The 23,667-nt window shown below is 41.6% G+C and carries 22 protein-coding genes; 9 read left to right on the top strand and 13 right to left on the bottom strand.

Translation table 11 applies throughout. The features are described from left to right. Positions 1–23: 23 nt before the first annotated feature. Genes folB through gltX form a run of 3 tightly spaced genes read right to left on the bottom strand, consistent with a single transcriptional unit; the run spans position 24 to position 3,933 of the window. Complete coding sequence (gene folB / locus K1X56_06540; protein MBX7094363.1) at positions 24–374, bottom strand: dihydroneopterin aldolase; 351 nt, start codon at positions 372–374, stop codon at positions 24–26. Between the two features lie 2 nt (positions 375–376). Further along, the gene (locus K1X56_06535) at positions 377–2,347 is read right to left on the bottom strand and encodes a tetratricopeptide repeat protein (protein ID MBX7094362.1); all 1,971 of its coding nucleotides are present in this window, start codon (positions 2,345–2,347) and stop codon (positions 377–379) included. A gap of 47 nt (positions 2,348–2,394) precedes the next feature. Then, a complete protein-coding gene (gene gltX / locus K1X56_06530; protein ID MBX7094361.1) occupies positions 2,395–3,933 on the bottom strand; it encodes a glutamate--tRNA ligase in 1,539 nt (512 codons plus the stop codon). Positions 3,934–4,084: 151 nt separating this feature from the next. Between gltX and K1X56_06525 the strand changes: the two genes are divergently transcribed. The 8 genes from K1X56_06525 to K1X56_06490 all read left to right on the top strand — a co-directional run bounded on the left by K1X56_06525 (position 4,085) and on the right by K1X56_06490 (position 15,908). Beyond that, a complete protein-coding gene (locus K1X56_06525; protein MBX7094360.1) occupies positions 4,085–7,507 on the top strand; it encodes a hypothetical protein in 3,423 nt (1,140 codons plus the stop codon). Positions 7,508–7,510: 3 nt separating this feature from the next. Then, complete coding sequence (locus K1X56_06520; protein MBX7094359.1) at positions 7,511–7,936, top strand: ATP-binding protein; 426 nt, start codon at positions 7,511–7,513, stop codon at positions 7,934–7,936. Positions 7,937–7,953: 17 nt separating this feature from the next. Beyond that, a complete protein-coding gene (gene ybeY / locus K1X56_06515) occupies positions 7,954–8,367 on the top strand; it encodes an rRNA maturation RNase YbeY (GenBank protein MBX7094358.1) in 414 nt (137 codons plus the stop codon). Between the two features lie 18 nt (positions 8,368–8,385). After that, positions 8,386–10,269, top strand: a complete 1,884-nt coding sequence (mnmG, locus tag K1X56_06510; GenBank protein MBX7094357.1) for a tRNA uridine-5-carboxymethylaminomethyl(34) synthesis enzyme MnmG — start codon at positions 8,386–8,388, stop codon at positions 10,267–10,269. A 258-nt stretch (positions 10,270–10,527) separates the two neighbouring features. Beyond that, positions 10,528–11,181 carry a class I SAM-dependent methyltransferase gene (locus K1X56_06505; protein MBX7094356.1) on the top strand — a complete coding sequence of 218 codons (654 nt, stop codon included), beginning with the start codon at positions 10,528–10,530 and terminating at the stop codon, positions 11,179–11,181. Between the two features lie 147 nt (positions 11,182–11,328). Beyond that, positions 11,329–13,680 carry a hypothetical protein gene (locus K1X56_06500; GenBank protein ID MBX7094355.1) on the top strand — a complete coding sequence of 784 codons (2,352 nt, stop codon included), beginning with the start codon at positions 11,329–11,331 and terminating at the stop codon, positions 13,678–13,680. A gap of 59 nt (positions 13,681–13,739) precedes the next feature. Next, positions 13,740–14,441, top strand: a complete 702-nt coding sequence (locus K1X56_06495; protein ID MBX7094354.1) for a recombination protein O N-terminal domain-containing protein — start codon at positions 13,740–13,742, stop codon at positions 14,439–14,441. Positions 14,442–14,513: 72 nt separating this feature from the next. Further along, the gene (locus K1X56_06490) at positions 14,514–15,908 is read left to right on the top strand and encodes a PQQ-dependent sugar dehydrogenase (protein MBX7094353.1); all 1,395 of its coding nucleotides are present in this window, start codon (positions 14,514–14,516) and stop codon (positions 15,906–15,908) included. Positions 15,909–16,024: 116 nt separating this feature from the next. Here the strand turns inward: K1X56_06490 and atpG are convergent, their stop codons facing one another. From atpG to K1X56_06445, 9 genes are all read right to left on the bottom strand, one after another. After that, positions 16,025–16,906 (bottom strand): ATP synthase F1 subunit gamma, encoded by an 882-nt coding sequence (atpG, locus tag K1X56_06485; protein MBX7094352.1) that lies wholly within the window; start codon positions 16,904–16,906, stop codon positions 16,025–16,027. Between the two features lie 15 nt (positions 16,907–16,921). After that, a complete protein-coding gene (gene atpA, locus K1X56_06480; protein ID MBX7094351.1) occupies positions 16,922–18,502 on the bottom strand; it encodes a F0F1 ATP synthase subunit alpha in 1,581 nt (526 codons plus the stop codon). A gap of 15 nt (positions 18,503–18,517) precedes the next feature. Then, entirely contained in the window at positions 18,518–19,075 is a 558-nt protein-coding gene (gene atpH / locus K1X56_06475) for an ATP synthase F1 subunit delta (protein ID MBX7094350.1), read from the bottom strand. A 1-nt stretch (position 19,076) separates the two neighbouring features. Further along, the gene (gene atpF, locus K1X56_06470; protein ID MBX7094349.1) at positions 19,077–19,565 is read right to left on the bottom strand and encodes a F0F1 ATP synthase subunit B; all 489 of its coding nucleotides are present in this window, start codon (positions 19,563–19,565) and stop codon (positions 19,077–19,079) included. A 79-nt stretch (positions 19,566–19,644) separates the two neighbouring features. Next, on the bottom strand, positions 19,645–19,884 hold the full coding sequence (gene atpE, locus K1X56_06465; protein ID MBX7094348.1) for an ATP synthase F0 subunit C: 240 nt from the start codon (positions 19,882–19,884) through the stop codon (positions 19,645–19,647). Between the two features lie 32 nt (positions 19,885–19,916). Beyond that, positions 19,917–21,002, bottom strand: a complete 1,086-nt coding sequence (atpB, locus tag K1X56_06460) for a F0F1 ATP synthase subunit A (protein MBX7094347.1) — start codon at positions 21,000–21,002, stop codon at positions 19,917–19,919. Between the two features lie 104 nt (positions 21,003–21,106). Further along, entirely contained in the window at positions 21,107–21,493 is a 387-nt protein-coding gene (locus tag K1X56_06455) for a hypothetical protein (protein ID MBX7094346.1), read from the bottom strand. 3 nt (positions 21,494–21,496) lie between these two features. Next, the gene (locus K1X56_06450) at positions 21,497–21,649 is read right to left on the bottom strand and encodes an AtpZ/AtpI family protein (protein MBX7094345.1); all 153 of its coding nucleotides are present in this window, start codon (positions 21,647–21,649) and stop codon (positions 21,497–21,499) included. A gap of 37 nt (positions 21,650–21,686) precedes the next feature. Continuing rightward, positions 21,687–22,100 carry a polymer-forming cytoskeletal protein gene (locus K1X56_06445; GenBank protein MBX7094344.1) on the bottom strand — a complete coding sequence of 138 codons (414 nt, stop codon included), beginning with the start codon at positions 22,098–22,100 and terminating at the stop codon, positions 21,687–21,689. 121 nt (positions 22,101–22,221) lie between these two features. On the opposite strand from K1X56_06445, the gene K1X56_06440 reads away from it, so the two are divergent. Then, positions 22,222–22,719 (top strand): hypothetical protein, encoded by a 498-nt coding sequence (locus tag K1X56_06440; GenBank protein ID MBX7094343.1) that lies wholly within the window; start codon positions 22,222–22,224, stop codon positions 22,717–22,719. Here K1X56_06440 and K1X56_06435 read toward each other — a convergent pair. Further along, positions 22,720–23,667 (bottom strand): hypothetical protein (locus tag K1X56_06435; protein ID MBX7094342.1); only part of this gene is annotated, 948 nt, incomplete at its 5' end. It lies immediately after the preceding gene.

Below are 23,667 nucleotides of genomic sequence, written 5' to 3'. Positions count from 1 at the left end.
AATATACAAAAAAATCGATTGTACTAGCCCTCTAGCGTAACACTAACATAATCCAGGTCGGCACCCGCCGGAGGATTAATCTTTTGGAGACAGATTACCACTTTATCCGCCTTTGGATATACACCCCGGATTCTACCAATGATTCGATATGCAACCTGCTCTATCAGTTTACTGCGGATAGCCATTTCTTCTTTAACTATTGCGGCCACTACAACATAATCGGCTGTTTCTGTCAAATCATCACTGATGGATGCTTTTGTGAAGTCAAGATGTATATCTACATCAATACGGTATTCTGTTCCCACTAAAGCTTCTTCTTCCAAACAACCATGATAGGCGTAAACCCTTTGGCCTTTAATCGATACAATTCCCATGTTTAAAATCTTATTCCTGCAACACAAACATCATCTACTTGTTCCAGGTTCCCCTTCCAGTTATTTAAAAGATCCAGGATTGAACGTCCCATTTGATCCATGGGAATATGGTGTTTTTCGCTGATTAATTGTTCCAGGGATTTATGTTTTAGTTTTTTTCCGTTTGGTCCGCCGAACTGATCCGCAAGTCCGTCAGAAAACAACACCACAGCGTCGCCATCATTTAACGCTAAGCAATGTTCCTGAAAAGGCTGCATGGACAAACCATGGTAACCAATCGGCATTTTATCGCCTTTGCATTCCAACAGAACATTGTTTTTTATGGCGTAGAAATGATTGTTAGCGGCAGCATAACAAAGTTGTTTGTTGTTCTTGTTATAGCGACATAAAACTATATCCATACCGTCTTTATTCTCGGCAATGTTTCCTTGTTGGCGTAAAGCAGCAATGACACGTTCACGCAATAAATCTAAAATTGAACCGGGATCCATCATCTTTTTTTCATTGATGATTTCGTTCAAAAAACTGGTTCCAAGCATACTCATGAATCCACCCGGTACGCCATGTCCAGTACAATCTGCAAGCGCAAAAAAGATGTGATTGCCCTGATCGCTGATCCAAAAGAAATCTCCGCTAACAATGTCCTTGGGTTTAAATAATAAAAAGGAATCGTTGAATTGCGACTTTAAATCATGTTCAGAAGGCAGCAAGGCTTCTTGAATTCGCCGTGCATAGTTAATGGAATCGGTAATTTGTTTATTACTTTCTTCAACGGTTTTCTTTTGCTCTTCGATGATTAATTTTTGACGGCGCGTAACCTGAAAGCGATTGAATAAAAAGAGAAGAAAAACAATCAGTGTTACCAATATGGCAACAGACGCATAAATAATAATTTGTTGTCGCTGATGATCGGCATCTGCTTCCGCCTGAAGTTTTATTTTTTCTGCTTCAGCTTTTGTGTCGAGCTCTTTTTGTTGTTGATCAAGTGCAAACTTGGTGCGGAGATTGGTAATTTCTTCGTTACGGTTGGCATTAAAAACAGAATCATTTAAGCGGAAAAATTCTTCATGATATCGAAGCGCTTCAGGATAGTTCTTGTTTTCTTTCGATATCTCATACAATCCCTTATTTGCTTTCATTCCCGATAACACATCGTCTACTTCATCTGAGATTAAGGCCGATTGCGCAAAATATTCTTTCGCTTTTTGAATGTCGCCAATCGCCTGATAACAAATACCCAGACTTGCCATTGAACTTGCCATTCCCTGACGATGATTAATCTGTGTTCGGATCTCCAGCGAAGACAAATGTTGTTCTATACCTTCTCTGTATTTTTTTTGCTCAATATAAATATTGCCAATATTACTTTTCGAAACGGCAATTCCGTATAGATTACCAATTTCCTCGTTCATTTTTAAACTCGTCTTATAACACTCGAGCGATTTGGTAAAGGCCTTAATGTTAAAATAGATGTTTCCGATATTTCCATACACCGCTGCAATACCTTCTTTTTGGTCGAGCTCAATGCATAATTTTAAACTCCGCTCCAGGTAACTCAATGCCTTTTTATAATCATTAATTCGCTCGTAGATTGAACCAATATTACTTAACGAACTTGCAATAGCAGGTTTAAAATGGATCGATTCCGCAATCTCTAAACTAATTTGCTGATGTTGTAATGCTCGTGCGTAGTTGGAGATCAATTCGTATACATTTCCTACATAACGATGCGCATTGGCCAGACCTTTTTTATAATCAATGGCTGTTGCCAAACGGATACTCTGATTGCCATAATACAAGGCAGAATCGTTGTTGTAACCGTAATATTCCCAAATGAGATCATTATAGGCATCAACCTTGATGGAATCAGGTTGAGTACTACTGGTAATTTGTAAAAGACTGTCAATGGTAGATACCGCAAATGCTTTACTGCTTGCGAGCACAAAGAAGAGTATACACAACTTGCGGATCATCTTTCTAAAATAGAGAAAAATCGGCAAGGGTGAACGAAATCAAAAAATTACTTGATGGTTTCAGCAGCTTTTTTGAGTCGCATTACACAGCGGTCTTTTCCGAGTAATTCAGCCATTTCAAACAAGGCCGGACCACCCGCTTGTCCGCTTAAACAAACACGGAACAATTGCATCACCTCACCGGTTTTTAGTCCGCAGTTTTCTGCTGTGGATTTAAATAGCTCTTCAGCACTTGTTTTATTGAAGTCGGCACAATGTTGATAGGCATCTCCAATCTGTTGAATAAACTGCGCGCTTTTTTCGTTCCAGCGTTTTTTTACGACCTCAGCATCGTAAGAAGCAGGCTCTTCGAAGAAATAATTACCGAGCGACCAAAACTCATTTACGAAATTGGCTTTTTCCTGAAGTAATCCGCATACACTGCTTACAAAACTTAAATCAAAAGCAAACCCTCTTTTTTCAAGTTCTGGTTTCCATGCTTGCGCAAGTTCAGCAGGCGTGTGTTTTCTGAGGTATTGCTGATTGAACCACTTTGCTTTCTCCGGATCGAATTTTGCCCCGGCTTTACTTACGCGCTCCAGTGAAAATTCCTGAATGAGTTCATCCAGAGTAAACAATTCCTGATTACCGCTGCTGTGCCATCCCAAAAGCACCAGAATATTAATAAATGCTTCAGGAAAATATCCTTTCTCTCTGTATCCCGATGAAATTTCTCCTGATGAAGGATCTTTCCACTCTAAAGGAAAAACAGGAAAACCTAAACGGTCTCCATCGCGCTTGCTCAGTTTTCCGTTTCCGTCAGGTTTTAACAACAGCGGCAAATGTGCAAATTCAGGCATCACTTCTTCCCAGCCCAAATAGCGGTATAACAATACATGGAGCGGGGCAGATGGTAACCATTCTTCACCGCGAATCACATGTGAGGTTTGCATTAAATAGTCGTCTACCACATTCGCTAAATGGTAGGTGGGCATGCCGTCTGATTTAAACAAAACTTTATCATCAAGTTCCGCTGTGTTTACCACAACCCAGCCGCGAATGATGTCTTTTAAGCGGACCTCCTCATTGCGTGGCATTTTAATTCGGATAACATATGGATCGCCACTATTAATTCTGCGCTCAACTTCATCCTCCGGAAGTGTAAGCGAATTTTTCATGTGCTGGCGCGTAATGGCATTATAGGAAGTGCTTTTCGCTTTAGCTGCTTCCAAACGTTTTCTCATTTCTTCGAGTTCCTCCGAAGTGTCGAAAGCGTAATAGGCGTGACCACTTTTTATCAGCTGGTCGGCATACTGTGCATACACTCCGGCATTTTTACGTTCGCTCTGGCGGTAAGGACGGTGTGGACCATCACCGAAACCAACACCCTCATCCGGTAAAATTCCACACCATTTTAGCGATTCAATGATGTACTCCTCTGCACCTGGAACAAATCGGGTTTGATCGGTATCCTCAATTCTCAAAATGAAATCACCCCCGTGCTTTTTGGCAAACAGGTAATTATATAAAGCAGTTCTTACACCACCCATGTGAAGGGGACCCGTTGGACTGGGTGCAAAGCGCACTCTAACACGACGATTGTTCATTTGAAAGGAATTTGGCCGCAAAGATAGAAGAATGCGATTAAAACCCCTTAAAAAATGAACGGCGATCATTCTGAAGTGTACAAATTGTTGCTTCGCGCTTTTTAACGATCTTTACGTAACAAAAGCCACACAAAACCGTTTATTGTTAGCCGTGAATAACAACCTGAACATATTAGTTGAAAAGCTCGACGAATTCATTCGGAAGTATTATAAAAATCTTCTGATTCGGGGCCTTTTGCTCAGCGTTTCTTCAGTGCTGGCTTTTTACCTGGTAGCAATCATTTCCGATTATTTTGCTTTTTTTAGTTCAGGTGTACGCACCCTGATGTTTTTTGCATTTGTCGGGGTCTTTTTAACGAGCTTCATTTTTTGGGTGATAGATCCTTTAATCCGGCTTTACCGCCTGGGTAAGGTTATCTCCTATGAAAAGGCATCGCTCATTATCGGGAATCATTTTCCCGATGTAAACGATAAAGTATTAAACACGCTCCAATTGGGAGCCTATTCCGATATTTCCGGTCAGCAATTAGATTTGGTACAGGCCTCCATCACCCAGCGGGTGAAGGAATTAAAACCGGTTCCCTTTACCGCTGCAATTGACCTCAGCAAGAATAGAAAATACCTTCGCTTCTTATTGCCTCCGGTTTTCGTTGTATTAACCTTGTTCATTGCCGCACCCGGACTACTCAAGGAAGGTACTTATCGCCTGGTGAATTATAATTCCGATTTCGAAGTTCAGGCTCCTTTTGAATTTGTTTTGCTCAATGAAAAAACAGAAGCCATTGAGCAAAGCGATTACATTGTTCAACTGGAACTAAAAGGAGAGAGCATTCCTGCTGAGGTTCGGATTGTAACAGGAACCGAAAGTTACCTGATGCAACAAAAAGATAAACGGCATTTCGAATACACGTTTAAAAAAGTGAGCAAAGATTTTTCTTTTCACTTTACAGCCGATGGATTCAGTTCTAAAGAATACAAGGTAAAAATACTTCCTAACCCTAGTCTTATTTCATTCGAAGTACAGCTTGAATTTCCGAAGTACACCGGATTAAGTGCTAAAACAATTAGTAATTCGGGTGATTTATCTGTTCCCGAAGGCACCGTGGCAAAATGGTTGGTTCGTACAAAATATACCGACGAGTTGCGTGTGCAATTACCTGATACCATTTTGAATTTAAAACCATCGTCAAAGGATTTATTCGTGTTTAATTCACGCCTAAAAAAGAGCGGAAGCTATAGCCTGAGATCCAAAAATCAATTTACAAGTTCCAACGACTCGTTAAACTATTACCTCAATGTGGTGGCAGACCAGTATCCTTCTATTTCATTAGAAGAACACCAGGATAGTACCTCGCTCAAACGTAAATTCTTTGCCGGAGAAATTTCCGACGATTATGGGTTTACTAAATTAAGTTTCGCCTATCGTTTTATCGAAAGTTCCGATTCGGTTTCCGATAAACAATTGCATACGGTTGACCTTCCTTTTTCCCGTCAAAACACCAGTGATCGCTTTGTCTATTATTGGGATATGTCCACCATGAGCATTTCACCGGGTGATCAGATTGAGTATTATTTTGTGGTGTACGATAACGACGGAATTCACGGTCCAAAATTTACTCGTTCTGCAACAAGGGTTTTTAAAGCGCCTACGCTGGAGGAAATCAGCGCCTCTACCGATAAGAACAATAAGGAAATTAAGTCAGACCTCGAAAGTGCCTTAAAAGAGGCTAAAAAGATCGATAAAGAGATGCAATTGCTCAAGCAAGAGATGTTGGAGAAAAAGCAATTGGGCTGGCAGGATAAAAGCAAGTTGGAAAACCTGATGGAGCGTCAGATGAACCTGCAGAAACAAATTGAACAGATTAAGCAGGACAACAAACTCAACAACCAGCAAAAAACCGAATTCAACGAAATGGATCCGGCTTTATTGGAAAAACAAAAACAGCTCGAGGAAATGTTCGATAAGATCATGACCGATGAGATGAAAAAACTTTACGACGAATTACAAAAACTGATGGAGGCCATGAACAAGGATAAGGTTCAGGAGCAAATGCAGGAAATGGAAATGTCGAATAAAGAACTAGAGAAGGAACTAGATCGCTCACTCGAATTGTTTAAACAAATGGAGTTTGAACAGAAGATGGAAAACATCAGCGAAAAACTAAATGAGTTGGCCGAAAAACAGGAGAAGCTTTCAGAGGATACCAAGGACAAAAAAGAATCACAGGAAAATCTTGAAAAGCGGCAGGAAGAATTAAATAAAGAGTTTGAAAATATTAAAAAGGACCTCGAGGAGTTGAACAAATTAAATGAAGAATTAGAGAACAAAAAGAACCTTGAAAATACAGAAGAGAGTCAGGAAAAAATTAGTGAAGAAATGCAAAAGAGTTCTGAAGAACTAGATCAGAACAAGAATAAAAAAGCGTCTGAATCGCAGAAAAACGCTTCGCAGGAAATGAAAAAACTTCAGCAACAAATGGAATCCATGTTGCAGGGTATGCAAGCGCAACAAAACGCTGAAGACATGGATGCCATCCGTGCATTGTTGGAGAATTTGATTACACTTTCTTTCGATCAGGAAGCATTGATGAAAGAGATGGCCAAAACCAGTGCTAAGGATCCAAAATACATTAAACTCGGACAACAACAACGCAAGTTGCAGGACGATGCCAAAGTGATTGAAGATTCTTTGTTTGCATTGAGTAAACGCCAGGTTTCTATACAGAGTATTGTCAACCAGGAAATGGTTACCATCAATAAAAACATGGAAGAAGCGATTTCGAATATTGGTGAACGTAAAACACCCCAGGCTAATTCCAATCAGCAATATGTAATGACCTCCCTCAATAACCTTGCTCTGATGCTGGATAATGCCTTGCAACAAATGCAACAACAAATGAATAGTTCTGCAGCGGGGAATGGTTCGTGTAATAAACCCGGTAAAGGAAAACCTAAACCCGGAGATGGCAAACCGCAGGGACAAGGACAGAGCCCGGAACAATCGGTGCAGTCCATTAAAAAGATGCAGGAAGACCTCGCCAAAACGCTCGAGCAATTAAAGAAACAACTAGAGCAGCAGGGTCAGCAACAAAACGGTAAAAAACCGGGTCAAAAACCGGGAATGGGAATGCCGGGTCAAAATGGACAATTAAGCAAAGAGTTGGCCGAGATGGCTGCGCAGCAAGAAGCCTTGAGAAGGAAACTGCAGGAGCTGGGAACGGAATTAAATAAGGATGGTTCCGGTAAAGGAAATCAATTAAAAAAGATTGCCGAACAAATGGAGAAGAACGAAGAGGATATCGTCAATATGAACATCAACCGCGAAACACTGCTTCGTCAACAAGACATAGTTACACGCCTGCTGGAATCGGAAAAAGCGCTTCGGGAAAGGGATTGGGATGAAAAAAGACAATCAAATGAAGCGAAAAATGAAGATTTGAGTAACTCTTTTCAATTTTTGCAGTATAAAAGGCAAAAAGAAAAAGAGGTGGAATTGTTGCGGACTATTCCTGCCGACCTTACACCATATTATAAGAACCGCGTGAATGAATATTTCAATGTAATTGAAAAGTAAAGTATGGAGCAGGCTTACGCTAGACCGGTGAAAGAGATTAATTTTCCTTCAAGAATCGAAAATCTTTCGTTGGTAGAAAAAATGATCGACAAGGTTTGTGAGGAATTCAAGGTTAACGAAGATCATTATGGCAATATTCTTATTGCCCTTACCGAGGCAGTAAACAACGCTATTTTGCACGGTAATAAACAAGATCCTTCAAAGAACATCACGCTCACTTTCGAGAATAAAGAAACCGGTTTGAGTTTCGTTGTAGAAGATGAAGGAGACGGATTCGATTTCCAACACCTCCCCGATCCCACCGATCCGGCCAATCTTGAAAAGCCAAATGGCAGAGGTGTTTTTCTAATGAAGAACCTCGCCGATGAAGTTACCTTTACCAATCAGGGTAAACGCGTTGAACTAAAATTTAAGGCTTCTGCCAATTAATACCCGTGGCAGGTAAAATTTCATTTCAGTCCAATTATTCCGGCTATCGCTTAAAACACAAAAGGGAGCTTAGCTCTTGGATTAAATCCGCCATCGAAACAGAAAAGTTGATGTGCGGAACAATTACTATTGTCCTTTGTAGCGATGATCAACTATTAGAAGTAAACCGCCAATTTCTTCAACACGATTATTATACTGACATCATTACTTTTCAATACACTGATAATCAGAAAGTTAGCGGAGATTTAATGATTAGTTTAGATCGGGTAATTGAAAATGCTAGAACATTCAAAGTAAGTACAGAAAAAGAATTGCACCGGGTGATGATACACGGTGTTCTTCATTTATGCGGATATAAAGATAAAAGGAAGACAGATAAAGAATTAATGACCAAAAAAGAGAACACCTATCTCCGGAAGTTGGTCCTTTAATGTTTCACGTGGAACATCATGCAAATATTACCTCAATACGACATTATAGTAGTTGGTGCCGGTCATGCCGGTTGTGAAGCTGCTGCCGCTGCTGCCAATTTAGGATCCAGGGTCCTGCTGGTTACAATGAACATGCAAACTATTGGACAAATGTCCTGCAATCCTGCCATGGGTGGAATTGCAAAAGGGCAAATTGTTCGGGAAGTGGACGCCCTGGGGGGCTACTCGGGAATTGTTTCCGACCGTTCCGCCATCCAGTTCAAAATGCTAAACCTTTCTAAGGGGCCGGCCATGTGGAGTCCAAGATCTCAAAACGATCGTCAGTTGTTTTCCGAAACCTGGCGACAATTACTTGAGCAAACCCCTAATGTTGATTTTTGGCAGGACATGGTATCTGGTCTGATTGTGGAAGGGAATAAGGTGGTCGGCATAAAAACCGGCATGGGAATGGAGGTTCGTTCCAGAGCGGTGGTTTTAACCAATGGTACATTTTTGAATGGATTAATTCACGTAGGTGAAAAGCAATTTGGTGGTGGACGAATGGGTGAAAAGGCCGCTTTTGGAATTACTGAGGATTTGGTTCAATTGGGCTTTGAGGCTGGCCGAATGAAAACAGGTACACCTCCCCGAATCGATGGTCGCACGCTTGATTATTCTAAAATGGAAGAACAACCCGGCGATTTCAATCCGGGTAAGTTCAGTTATAGCAATAGCACGCGTCCATTAGAACGACAGCTTTCTTGTTATATGTCCTATACCAACGACATTGTACATGATATCCTGCGTTCCGGATTTGATCGCTCGCCAATGTTTAATGGCGCCATTCAGAGTACGGGTCCCAGGTATTGCCCTTCAATAGAAGATAAAGTAAATCGTTTTGCCCAAAGGGAGCGTCACCAAATTTTCGTTGAACCTGAAGGTTGGAATACAGTAGAGATTTATGTCAACGGATTCTCTACTTCTTTGCCGGAGGATGTTCAGTATGCTGCTTTAAAAAGAATCCCTGGATTCGAAAATGCCAAGATGTTTCGCCCGGGTTACGCCATTGAATACGATTACTTCCCTCCTACCCAATTAAAGCACACCTTAGAAACAAAGCTGGTTGAGCATTTATATTTTGCCGGACAAATCAATGGTACTACCGGCTATGAAGAAGCGGCTTGCCAGGGATTGATGGCGGGAATAAATGCGCATTTAAAAATCAACGATAAAGATCCATTTATACTTCAACGCTCCGAAGCATACATCGGCGTTTTAATAGATGATTTAATTACAAAGGGTACAGAAGAGCCCTACCGAATGTTTACCTCCAGGGCGGAATTCAGGATCTTGTTAAGGCAAGACAATGCCGATTTGAGGTTAACCCCAAGAGCTTTTGAGATGGGCCTGGCTAAAGAAGACAGGATGCGTGAAGTGGAAAAGAAGCAAAAACATACAGCAGATATCGTCCGCTTTATTAAAAAAGAAAGTATAGCTCCGGAGGAAATTAATCCCCGACTTAAGGAGTTGGAGACGGACGAACTCCGTCAAAAGGTAAAGATGCAGAGCGTGCTTAGTCGTCCCCAAATCCAATTCTCCGATATTGAAAACGCCTCCCCTTCTCTACAGGACTTTTTAAATACGATCCCATCAGATCAACGCAAGCTGTGTGTAGAGCAAGCCGAGATTCAAATCAAGTACGAGGGTTATATCGAGAAAGAAGAAGAGCTGGCCAATAAGATGCTTAAGCTGGAAGATATCCTTTTGCATGAGGATCTTGACTTCTCTAAATTAGGATCTCTTTCTTCAGAGGCTAAAGAGAAACTGATTAAGATTCGTCCAAAGACATTAGGACAAGCATCCCGAATTAGCGGAATTTCTCCGGCCGACATATCCATTTTGATGATATATTTGGGGCGTTAATAGTCCCGATTTGTTCCACGTGAAACACAACTGATGCTAAACATTTCTCGCTGCCCTGTATGCGATGGGCATGACTTTTCCCTTTTTTTAACTTGTAAGGATCATACCGTAAGCGGGGAATCATTCCCTATTGTAAGCTGTACGACCTGTGGCTTTCTCTTCACTAATCCTATCCCGGAGCTGAATGTGTTGGGGAATTACTACAAGGCTGAATCATATGTTTCGCACACTTCTTCAAAAAAGGGACTCATCAATTTCTTGTATCAAAAGGTTCGAAAAAGGACACTGAAACAAAAGGTATCATTGATTTCTCGTGTTTCAAAGGGTAAAAAATTATTGGATTTTGGATGTGGAACCGGACATTTTTTGGCCGCAGCAAGAGCTGGTGGGTTCGATGTTTTGGGTCTTGAGCCGGATCCAGATGCCCGTAAATTAGCAAAGGAGCTTAACGGAATTCAGGCCTTGAGCAGGGATGAATTGCAAGGGCTAGAAAAAGGATTTGACATGATTACGCTCTGGCATGTATTAGAACATCTGCCCGAGTTGAATTCAGATATTGAAAAACTGAAGTCTTTGTTGGCAGATGATGGTGCCTTATTAATCGCTGTTCCCAACCCTGCATCTGCTGATGCCGCGCATTACAAGGAGCACTGGGCGGCATATGATGTTCCTCGTCACCTCTATCACTTTAGTCCATCTGTTTTACGTCGCCTTTTTGAGAAGCATGGCTTTCGGTGCATTGAAACCTTGCCTATGAAGTATGATGCTTATTATGTTTCGATGCTTAGTGAAAAGATAAAAGGCGGTGGTGTGTTAAAGGGATTTTGGCAGGGATGGAAGTCGAACAGAAATGCCCGGCGTGTTCCGGATGCCTGGTCGAGTCAGATTTATATCTTCAAAAAACAAGCTTAAAAGATCCCGCGTAATGCGGGATTTTTTGTTCATAATCGAGTGTGTTTTGTGGATTTCTGACTTATTAATACTTGTCCACATTGCCCTATTTTCATTGGTATAAATACCAAAGGCCTACTATTTTCGTTCTCTGAAAAAGAGATTTTCATGATTCGTTTTGTGCTTTTTTCTCTGCTTTGGCTTCCTTTTTTAGCCTCTGCTCAAACCCCTTCAATCGGACAATGGAGGGATCACCTGCCCTATGCCAGTGGTAGCGCTGTGGCGTATACAGGGTCCAGGGTGTTTTGCAGCGGGGGTAATGCTTTGTTTTGTTTTGACCAGGATGATAATTCTGTGAGCCGCTTAAGTAAGGTAAATCTGCTTTCGGATATTGGTATCAGTTCCCTTGCATTCGATGCTGGCACAAATACATTGGTTGTAGGATATTCGAATGGTAATGTGGATTTGATTGACCCCTCTGCTTTGTCCACCACGAACTTATCCGATATCAAACGTAGCAGCATCATTGGCGATAAAACCATTTATCATATTTACCCTTCATCGGGATATGCCTATTTGTCCACCGGTTTTGGAATCGTGGTTCTTGACCTCAACCGAAAGGAGGTAAAGGAGACCTATTACCTTGCTCCATCCGGAACATCCGTTAAGGTAAACGCGTTGACCATCCGTTCCGATTCTCTTTTTGCGGCTACCGAAAAGGGTGTATACAAAGCCTATTTGCAAAATCCTTTTTTAACGGATTATACTTCCTGGACAAAGGACAACACGCTTCCAGTTGGGGTACGTGATTCTGTGATTTCAGAGATTGCCACCTTCAACAACGAGGTAGTGGCTGTGTGGCAGAGCAGTCAATTTGATCACGATTCTGTTTATCGGAATGCAGGAGCTGGTTGGGTGAATGTCCCCGCAATCGCCGGAAAAGGGGTGCGGTCGATGGATGTCTCCTCTGCTCAATTGATCTTTTCGTTTAACTTCTCCATCGAATCTTATGACGCTTCCTTTACCCAGGTGATGAACATTTTCGATTATGTGCAGGGTGGACCACAACCTTTGCAAACGGTTTTTGGCGGGAACCACTACTGGATTGCCGATAGAAATGAAGGTTTGGTGAAGGCACTTAACACCTGGGAAAATTCTCCGATTTGTCCGGATGGACCCCGATCTGCTTCTTCGCAGGATTTAGCGATTAGCGATGGAAACGTTTGGGTAGCACCTGGAGTGGTTTATGGTGCCGCATGGTTAAACTCCTACAACAATGATTTTATTTCGGGCCGTACAAACGGGATTTGGCAAACCCGCAAAACCTTTTCTGATCCCGATAATTATCTTGGCCAGGATTCTCTTTTCGATTTTATGGCGGTTGCTATCGACCCCAATGATCCCGGCCACGTGTTCGGCGGATCGATGTCCTTCTTCGGATTGGTCGAGATGCGAAATGGGGAGGTGCTGAATTGTTACGATGAGAAAAACTCCATTTTACCTCAATGGTCGGCTCGCCCGGGTTACTGTGGTATTACGGCATTAACATTTGATGAGGATGGAAATCTTTGGATGGGTATTGCCAATGTGAACAAACCCTTTGCTTGTAGAAAGGCCGACGGATCTTTTGTTTCTTACGACCTCGGAGCTGTGGCAGATAACCGTGTATTTCGAAAAATTGTTTGCAGCAAAAATTTTACCTACAAGTGGGTGGCTATACCCACAACGACACAAACCGGCGGACTTCTATTGTGGGACGATAAAGGCACGATCAATAACGGCTCGGATGATCAGTACTTCATGTATAGTTCCGGAAGTGGTTCTGGAAATTTACCTAGTACCGATGTGTATTGCGTAGCCGAAGATCTCGACGATGAAATCTGGATTGGTACCGGAGCTGGTATTGCCGTAGTTTATTCTCAGGATGCTTACTTCAACGGAGGAAACTTTGATGCCCAGCAAATTTTAATTGAACAAGACGGAAATATTCAAATTCTGCTCGAAACTGAAGTAATTACTGCCATTGCTGTAGATGGTGCAAACCGAAAATGGATTGGCACCGATGGTTCAGGCGTTTATCTGATGTCGGCCGATGGTACAGAACAGCTTCAGCATTTTACTAAGGATAATAGTCCCCTTTTATCGAACCAGGTCAACGATATTGAAATTGACCATAGCAACGGCGAAGTTTATTTTGCCACATCGCAAGGCATCGTTTCCTATCGCGGTACGGCGACTATGGAAAAAGTTCCTTTCGATTCGGTATATGCTTTTCCAAACCCCGTTCGACCGGATTATACGGGCATCATTGCCATTAAGGGCTTGGATAGAGACACGGATGTAAAAATTACCGATATCGCCGGGAATGTCGTTTTTGTAACCAAGAGTGAAGGAGGTCAAGCCATTTGGGATGGTAAAAATCTCAAAGGTGAACGCGTAGCCTCTGGCGTTTACACCGTCTTAACACGTGGTCCGGAGGGTTCCGGCAAAGCAGTGGCTAAAATATTGTTTATCAACTAGTTGTGTTAGTTTTTTCTTAGCTTATTTCTTCTTTCAGTGGGAGAAGGTATATTTGTGACATGCTCTATAAGGACGAGGGGTTGCTACTACAAACGATACAGCATTCCGATAATGGTGTCATTCTAAAAGTCTTTACACTCAACGAGGGTTTACAGAGTTATTATCATCGTCTCAGTAAGAAACACCGGCGTTCCGGATTATTTGAGCCATTGGCATTACTGGAATTGGTTTCCTGGAAAGAAGTAAAACAGGAAATGCATACATGCCGGGAAATCCGGTTGAACATTTCATACCACAATATTGGGCGCGATGTTTTGCGTAACACCGTGGTGATGTTTCTCAATGAAATTTTATTGAAATGCTTAAAGCATGCACCACCACAGCCGGATCTTTATTTGTTTTTCAGGGAGTGGTTGCAGCACTTCGATTTGGCAGATTTCGACCCCGATTCTCATTTACATTTTATCGCCCACTTATCGGCTTATTTAGGGTTTTTTCCCAATGGAAGTTATCACACGGGTGATATTTATTTCGATTTACAGGCGGGCTCTTTTGTCCCCAATCGTCCTTTACACAATTTGTTTTTGGAAGGTGAAATAGCCAAGGAATTTGATGATTTATTTGATGAGAGCGCTTCCCACAAAATTAATCCGGCCAATCGGAAATTTTTACTTCATGCCCTTGTAGAGTATCTAAGGATCCACATCCCTGATTTTGGTCAATTGAAATCGCTGGCTGTGGTGGAAGAAATTTTTCGTTAAGATTCCAGTATTTTCCGCTTTTTTATTGGGTAGAAACATGCTTTTTAGCTAGTTTAGACAAAAATTAAACCCATGACCAGAGGATTATTTTCTTTCATTTTTAGTGTCTTTTTTTCCGCTATTTCATTGGCTCAATACACCGTTAGCGATGTGATTACAGGCTTAAAATACCCGGTTACATTCGAAATTACTTCAGATGGCAATTATTATGTTGCCCAAAAGGGGGGAGACGGCTTTGCAACGAATATTGACGCGCAAATCAAGAAATTCGATAATACCGGCGCATTGTTAGGCGTGCTTTGGGACTTTACGGATTCCGTAGAAACCTATTTTGAACGTGGTGTTTTGGGTGTTGCTGTTGACCCGGATTTTGCAACGAATAATTTCGTTTATGTTTTTTACAATCATGCAAGTCCTGCTCAAATCCGCGTAGTACGATTTACTGAAGTGAATCACGTTGGTACCAACCCAACCATCATTTTTAGTTATAACGATCCATTTTCTGCAGGAAATCACACCGGTGGAAATATTCATTTTAAACCGGGAGACAATCAGCATTTATTCATCACCATTGGTGATAGAGCTACTCAGGCAAATGCGCAGTTGTTAACGAATCCATGCGGGAAGTATTTACGCATTAACAAAGACGGAAGCATTCCAACCGACAACCCTTTTTACGACGATGGAAATCCGCTTAGCGGAAACGATGACCGGATTTGGACATATGGTCACCGAAACTCTTTCGATTTTTGTTTTTCCCCCATCAATGATTCCTTATATGCATCGGAAAATGGATTAAATACCTGGGATGAAGTAAATGTAATTCATGAAGGCGACAATTACGGCTGGCCAACCTGCGAGGGATATTACCTTCAAAATTCTACCACAAATCTTTGCAACAATTCAAATTATACGGACCCAATCGACGACTGGTCGGCCCCAGTGCCTTCCGTTACGGGAATAATGGTTTATGATCATCCTCTTATGCCGGAGTTTCAGGGTCATTTGTTAGTAGTTACTTATAACAACACATCTAAACTTTATGATATGACTTTATCGGGTCCCGGTCTTGATCAGGTGACCAATCGTGTTACTGTAACGCTGCCAACAAGCATAAATGGTATGACCGATATCGCTCAAGGTTTAGAAGGATGTATCTACGTAATCAAAGGTGGATATACAGCGAACGGATCTATCAAAAAGATTTGTCCCTCCAATATGGGCTTGATCGACCTGTCTGAAAAGGCCAATTTTGTTATGAGTCCAAATCCCGCTGCAGATATGGTGCGTTTGGAATTCGAAGAAGCACTAACTAACTCCTCGATTGAGCTTATCGATTTAACTGGACGGGTAGTATATACAGAGACTGTTTCAGGGAAAACGATTTCGATCAATCTTAATTCTGTCTCACCGGGTATTTACCTTGTTTCTACTGCCGCTGGGTTAAGAAGACTAGTGGTTGAGTGATCGAATTAAATAAACCAACCTAAATCGATGTAGGTGCAACGTGTTTAAATGCGTTTCAAATAAAAAAAGCCACCCGATGTTTCAGGTGGCTTTTTTAGTAAATGATTTGGTGAGTATTATCCGTTCAGCGCTTCGGCACCGGCAACGATTTCGAGAATTTCGTTGGTAATGGCAGCCTGACGAGCTTTGTTATAGGTAATACGTAGTTCTTTAACTAATTCGGTTGCATTGTCGGTTGCTTTGTGCATGGCCGTCATACGCGCACCGTGTTCTGAGGCGAAAGAATCTAATACCGCTTTATAGAACTGAATTTTGAGAGATTTTGGAATAAGATCCTCTACAATTTCCTTTTTAGAAGGTTCAAAGATGTATTCAACTGAAGAGGTTTTTTCTTCTCCGCTTTGGGTTGGAATCACAGGCAAAAATTGTTCTGCCATCAGTTCCTGCACCGCTGCATTTTTGAATTTATTGTATACCAAAATCACTTTATCAATGCTGCGGTCAACATAATGACGCATTACATTATCTGCAATTTTAGCAACGGTATTAAAATTCAAATTATCATATACCTCATTAAGATGTTTCGGGAAATCGGAAGCCTTAATGTTGTACTCGGTGTTTTTATAAAATTCAGAAGCCTTTTTACCAATACATAAAACAGATACATTGCTGTTGCCTTTGTATTCCTGCAATAATGCATTGGTCCTTTTAATCACGTTGTTGTTAAATGCGCCGCAAAGACCGCGGTTCGAAGTAATCGCTACGATTAAAACGTTTTTTACTTCACGCGGTGCGGAATAAACGCCTTCACTAACATCGAGACTAGCCGAAAGATTACCCAGGATTTCCTGAAGCTTTTCAGCATAAGGGCGCATCTGAAGGATGGCATCCTGTGCACGTTTTAATTTTGCAGCAGAAACCATCTTCATGGCAGACGTAATTTGCTTGGTAGAGTTTACCGAAGTAATTCGTCCGCGTATTTCCTTGAGATTAGCCATTGGTTGGACTTAAAATTAGTGAGCGTATTTTGCAGAAAGATCTTTACAAACGGTTTCCAGAACGGCTGTAATCTCGTCTGTAAATTTACCGGCACGTAAATCATCCAGCACATTGCGGTGTTTGCTGTCGAGGAACGCAAGGAATTCTTCTTCGAAGGCTTTCACTTTATTAACCGGAACATTGGACATCATCCCTTTTGTACCGAGGTAGATAATAGCTACTTGTTTTTCTACGCTTAATGGAGAACCTTCACGTTGTTTCAGGATTTCCACGTTGCGTTTACCTTTTTCAAGAACGGCTTTGGTTGCAGCATCAAGGTCAGATCCGAATTTTGCGAACGCTTCGAGCTCACGGTATTGTGCCTGGTCAAGTTTTAATGTACCGGCAACTTTTTTCATGGATTTGATTTGTGCAGATCCACCAACACGGCTTACAGAGATACCTACGTTAATCGCCGGACGAACACCCGAGTTGAAGAGGTTCGACTCAAGGAAGATCTGTCCGTCTGTAATTGAAATTACGTTGGTTGGAATATATGCAGATACGTCACCCGCTTGGGTTTCAATAATTGGAAGTGCTGTTAATGATCCGCCTCCTTTAACAATTGGTTTCAAAGATGGTGGAAGATCATTCATCTGAGCAGCAATGGCATCGTTTGCGATAACTTTTGCAGCACGCTCAAGAAGACGGCTGTGGAGATAGAATACATCCCCAGGATACGCCTCACGTCCCGGAGGGCGACGAAGAAGCAGAGAAACCTCGCGGTACGCTACAGCTTGTTTCGACAAGTCATCATAAACGATTAATGCCGGACGACCTGTATCGCGGAAATACTCACCAATTGCAGCACCTGCAAATGGAGCGTAGAACTGCATAGGAGCAGGGTCGGAAGCATTAGCAACTACTACTACAGTGTATGCCATTGCTCCTGCTTCTTCTAATTTTTTTACGATACCGGCAACGGTTGAACCTTTCTGACCGATGGCAACATAGATACAGAATACAGGTTGACCTTTTTCGTAGAATTCTTTTTGGTTGATGATGGTATCGATACATACCGTTGTTTTACCGGTTTGACGGTCACCAATTACCAACTCACGCTGACCACGTCCAATCGGAATCATAGCATCGATTGCCTTAATACCGGTTTGAAGCGGCTCATTTACTGGCTGACGGAAAACTACCCCGGGAGCTTTGCGCTCAAGTGGCATTTCGTAAAGCTCACCTTTAATCGGGCCTTTACCGTCGATAGCATCACCAAGGGTGTTTACAACACGTCCAACCATTCCTTCGCCCACCTTAATGGATGCGATGAGCCCGGTTCTGCGGGCTGTATCACCTTCTTTAATATCTGTAGAAGTACCCAATAATACGGCACCTACATTGTCTTCTTCCAGGTTAAGTACAATTCCACGTAATCCGGATTCGAACTCAATAAGCTCACCAGATTGAACGTTGGAAAGACCATAGATGCGGGCAATACCATCTCCAACTTGGAGTACGGTTCCCACTTCTTCTAATTCAGCGGCGGATTTGAATCCGGCCAACTGTTCTCTAAGGATTGCAGATACTTCTGCAGGTTTTACTTCAGCCATTGTTGGTCTGTTTTATTAAAGTTGTGATACGTATGCGTTTTGTGAAAAATCTTTTTTCAGTGATTTTAATTTGCGGATAATTGATCCGTCGTATTGCTTATCTCCAACACGAACAATTAAACCACCAATGATGGAAGGATCTACTTTCTCTGAAATCTCAACTTCTTTTCCTTCGCTTTTATGTACCGCTGCAATGATTTTTGCTTTTAGTGCATCATCAAGTTTTACTGCGGTGATTACTTCTGCTTTGGCGATTTTTTTGTGTTCGCGGTATTGATCTACAAAGCTATTGGCGATTTCTGCCAAAACACTTTCGCGACGATGGGTGGTGATAATGTTAATGAATCCGGCGCTCAGTTTGTGCAAACTGTTACCGAAAACTTTATTGATCACATCCATTTTTTTATCTGCTTTTACTACCGGGCTGCGGAGAAAAATAACGAAGTCGCGACTCTCATTGCATGTAGCGGCAATACGCTTCATGTCGGTATACGCTTCTTCGAGCATATTTTGCTCAACTGCCAGATTCAGCAGCGACTTTGCATATCGGTAGGCAACGCGTTGTCCTTTCATATCAATTCAGATTGATCTCTTCGACCATGTTGTTTACCAATGCTTTTTGCTTATCATCAGAAGAAAGCTGATTGCGAAGTACTTTCTCAGCGATTTCGATCGACAATGTTGCCACCTGATTTTTCAATTCAGAAATAGCCGCCATTTTTTCATTTTTGATGGTTTCGCGTGCTGCAGCAAGCACTCGTTCTGCTTCCTGATTGGCTTTAGCTTTGGCTTCTGCAATAATAGCTTCACGGGTATCGCGTGCTTCTTTTAGAATGGCATCACGCTCTTCGCGTGCTTTCTTTTGAGCTTCTTCATTTGAAACTTTTAAACGAGCCATTTCTTCACGTGCGAGACGGGCAGAGTCAATCGCTTCCTGAATGTCCTTTTCGCGTTTTGCAAGGGTTTCCAGGATGGGTTTCCAGGCCACTTTTTTCATGATCACCAATACCAGAATAAAGGCGATTGAAGTCCAGAAAATAGTACCGTAGCTTACTGATAACATATTTTAATTTTTTAATGTTTTACAAAACCTTAAATAGGAAGGTCCCAACCAACCGTTGGGACGTTTTCCTTTCAATGAATCAAAGTACTGCGAGCAGACACACGATCACTGCGAAAAGCGCAACACCTTCAACAAGTGCAGCAGCAACGATCATGTTAGCACGGATGTCTCCAGTAGCTTCAGGTTGACGAGCGATAGACTCAAGTGCAGAAGCACCGATTTTACCGATTCCAAGACCTGCACCTACAGCAGCGATACCAGCGCCAATAGCAGCAACACCTGCAGTTGGGCTAGCGAGAAGAATAGCTAATAAGCTCATTTGATTTGATATTTAGGTTAAACAATTACTAATTAATGATGCGCTTCTTCAACTGCAGATCCGAAATAGATCGCAGCTAACAATGTAAATACATATGCCTGAAGAAAAGCAACCAAGAGTTCTAATACGTTCATGAAAACCATAAACGCTGTAGCCCCAACGCCAACACCATAACCGGTGGCAGCGCTTGACTGACCGAAAATGAAGATTAAGCTAACAAAGGCCAAAATGATAATGTGTCCGGCAGTAATGTTCGCCGTTAAACGAATCATCAATACAATCGGCTTGATAAAAATCCCCGCGATTTCGATAGGAACTAAAATAATTTTTACAAATCCAGGAACTCCGGGAGGGTTTAATAAGTGTCCCCAATAGTGACTATTTCCATTTATAGATGTAACTACAAAAACACCGAGTGCGAAAACCATGGTTACGCTCAGTGTTCCCATAATATTGAAACCACCGAGGAAAGGAATAAGTCCCAATATATTGGAGGTCCAGATAAAGAAGAAAATCGTTAACAGAAAAGGCATGAAACGCTCGTAATGATGTCCGATAGAAGGCTTGGCCACCTCGTCGCGGATAAAGAGAATGAAAGGCTCTAATGCGTTTTGTAAACCATTTGGAGCTTTTCCTTCGTTTTGACTATATTTTTTAGCAATGCTTTTGAAGATGAAAATCACAATGAACATTACGATGAAAAGACCCAATACACTTTTGGTGATGGATAAGTCAACAACAGAAGCGGCGTTCATCGGGTGACCTTCAGCATCGAGTTTAAGTTCTTCTCCGGAAAGCTTATAGATTTTTTCATGGTAAAGCACATACCCTTCGTGCTCGTAGTATTCTACTTCAGAATGCGATTTTGGATCGAAGGTGGTTTTGGGGTTGTGGTAAAATGAACCGGACATGAACACTTTTACCCCGCCATCTACAATAATAACCGGGAGAGGAATTGCAACGTGTCCAAAGAAGTGAATTTCATGCGCATCAGAGATGTGATGCATAATCATCTCTCCCGCTTTGAATTCACCTTCACCGCCACTGGCATGAGAAAAATTGAACGCAAAAATAAACGCGAGAAGCGGGAATAATTTTTTAAACGAGATTAGGGCCATTCTTACCATGCTTTTCGAAACCATTTCAAAATCGAGCGCAAAAGTAGAGAAATACCAATTCGAAACGAAAAAAGATGAGGGTTTTTTGGGTAAACGGTTGATAACTACTTGGGGCTTGTTGGATTGGTCTTCAGTTCTTTTAAGACGAAAACAACCTCCAGGGCCATAAATAGCAGGTATTCGGCGATAAAACACACCGCTACATGCTTGTAATCGGTTTTTAAAACGAGGGAAATAATTAGGATGGTAAAAAGAGCAACCATCATTTTTGCCCCCGTGGCCCCCATAAAAATGGTTACAAAGCGTTTTGGCTCCTTTTCCAGCGCTTTAATCAGCTGCCAGTGAACAAGTCCGAAGATTCCGATGAAAAAGAGGGGAAAAAAATAAACAACACTATTGGGTTGAAAACCAATGGCTTGATTAAAAATAAAGTAGGATGCTAATACCTGCACCAAGGCTAATAAGAGGGTGCCGACTAAAAATGATCGCATAGCTTATTTTTTGGTATTGGTGTCGCGAAAGAGAATATATATACCCATAGCAACACCGCACAAAGAAAGTAAAATTGTAAGAAGTGGAAATTTCCAGCCGATGAGTCCGTCTAAATAAAGTCCGCCATAAACGCCTAAACCAATGGCTATTGCCATTTTAAAGGTGGTGGCTACATAGTTAACGTCGCTAACGTTAGGCGGTCTTTTCCGTGGCGAGGACATTGTTCTTCTCCTGTAGCTCGTTGTTTTTAAGGTCCTTGATTAAACCTCCCATGCTACAGGTTCCGGAAAATACGGCTCCTGGTTCAATGGCAAGTTTGGAGGTGAGAATATCACCGCTTAGTTTGGCGGTGGCTTTTAATGAGAGCAATTGATTGACAGAGATTTTCCCTACAAAGCTACCTTCTATATCCGCGTTTTCGCAAACGATTTCACCTTCTATGGAACCACTGGCTCCAATTACAAGTCGACCTTTCGTATGGATGGTGCCTTTTAAACGACCGTCGATACGGATATTGCTGTCTGATTTGATGTCGCCAACAATTTCAGTTCCTTCAACAATTCGATTTAAACGATCGGGAGAATTGATCTCTGCAGTTTTGCTCATGGCGGGAGAATTTGATTTGAACATAATAATACCCCTTTGTACAAATATAAAAAAAAGGGTCAACGGAACAAGAATTAAAACCGACAGATAAGCTGTCTAATTTCTATCTTGCACCATAGGCATGAATCATTTTTTAGGATTACTTCTTTCACTGAGTTTTTTGTCGGCATACCCTAATGTTCAGAAGGGAGGAGAATTGTATGTAATCGACAATGGCTTTGTATTCAGACCCGAAGAATATACCGGGGTGGAAGTGTATGAAGGAGGGGCCTGGACCATGTATTTTCAAATAGAACAAGAGCTAAGTGTAAAACCTGCTTTGCGCCGTTTTCTGACCGGATCTCAAATGTTGTTATTTCACGTTGTGATGAACGAAGAAGGAAAACCGGAATTAATTGATGCGGTAGAACGTTATTACTGGTACACGATCGATCATTTGGCACGTTCGTTTGTTGACGATTTCATGCTTGTTATAAAAGCATTACCGGGTTGGAAAGCCAAAGGGATACATGAATTGTGGATTCCGGTAAAATTCAGAACAGGTGGAGGGCGAATCAGTATTGATTACAATGCCTTTGTAACCGGAGGAGTAGGAAAAATCAGAATAGGGAAGAAGTAATTATTTTAAATAATTATCCTGAAAAAACTGCATGTATTTAGCAATGTCTTTACTCAAGAAAAAGGCGGCGTAGTTTTTAGGAGTAATAAGGAAGTAGGAAGCCGCCTTATAATTTTTTAAACGCTCGCTTTCGTTAACAACAGCTCTGTAATAGTCCATCCCGGCGTTTTTATCCGGAAAACTTTTGATGATTAATAACTGATTATCGGTATTGAGAAAGTTGTTGCTTACGGCATAGTTTTTTGTAGAAAAGTATTTGGTATTGAAATCGGAAAAGGCGGCTTTACCTTCAACGATGGACCCCATAGAATTGGTAAACACCATAATGAAAAAGTGTTCTGAATTTGCATCGTAGACAAATCCGTCGATCGGATTTTCTTTTGATTTCTTATTTCGGAGGAAGTCTAATATGGACTGCGCTTCTTTTCCGGTTTCTTCATTTCCGAATTTTTCGGCGCATTGACTTAAGGCTTGCTCCAGTTGCTCCAATTGTTGCATTTCGCCATAGTTTAATGCGCGGAGAAAATAGTAACGGGATATAAATTTATTGTCGGGTTCGGAAGCGATTATTTCATTGCAGGCTTTTAACGATTCATCAAATCGTTTTTGTTTGTACAAGGCGTAAACGGATAAATAATTTTCTTCCTGCTGTTTGAATTTTTCTTCGCCCTCACGTTTATAATTCGGGTTTTTAATCAATCGTGCATATTCACTTTCCGGGTAATCGGTAAGGATGGTCGATTTGTAGGTTTCGGATTCCTGACCCGGACTGTAGATAAGATACAATTGGTAATTGGCGGGTAAAACGAATTCGCCGTAATCGTATTTTTTCAGCAGGTCTTTAAACATTTTTATTGCGAGGTCGTTTTGACTGAGCTCATCTTTAAAAATAACCCCGGCATGGTAGAGGGCGTATTGAACTTTCTTTTTCGCTTCAGATATTTCTTC

The sequence above is a fragment of the Flavobacteriales bacterium genome, assembly GCA_019694795.1.
GTDB lineage: Bacteria > Bacteroidota > Bacteroidia > Flavobacteriales_D > UBA2798 > UBA2798.
Note: the sequence above shows the minus strand (reverse complement) of the source record. Positions and strands in the feature narration are given on the sequence as shown.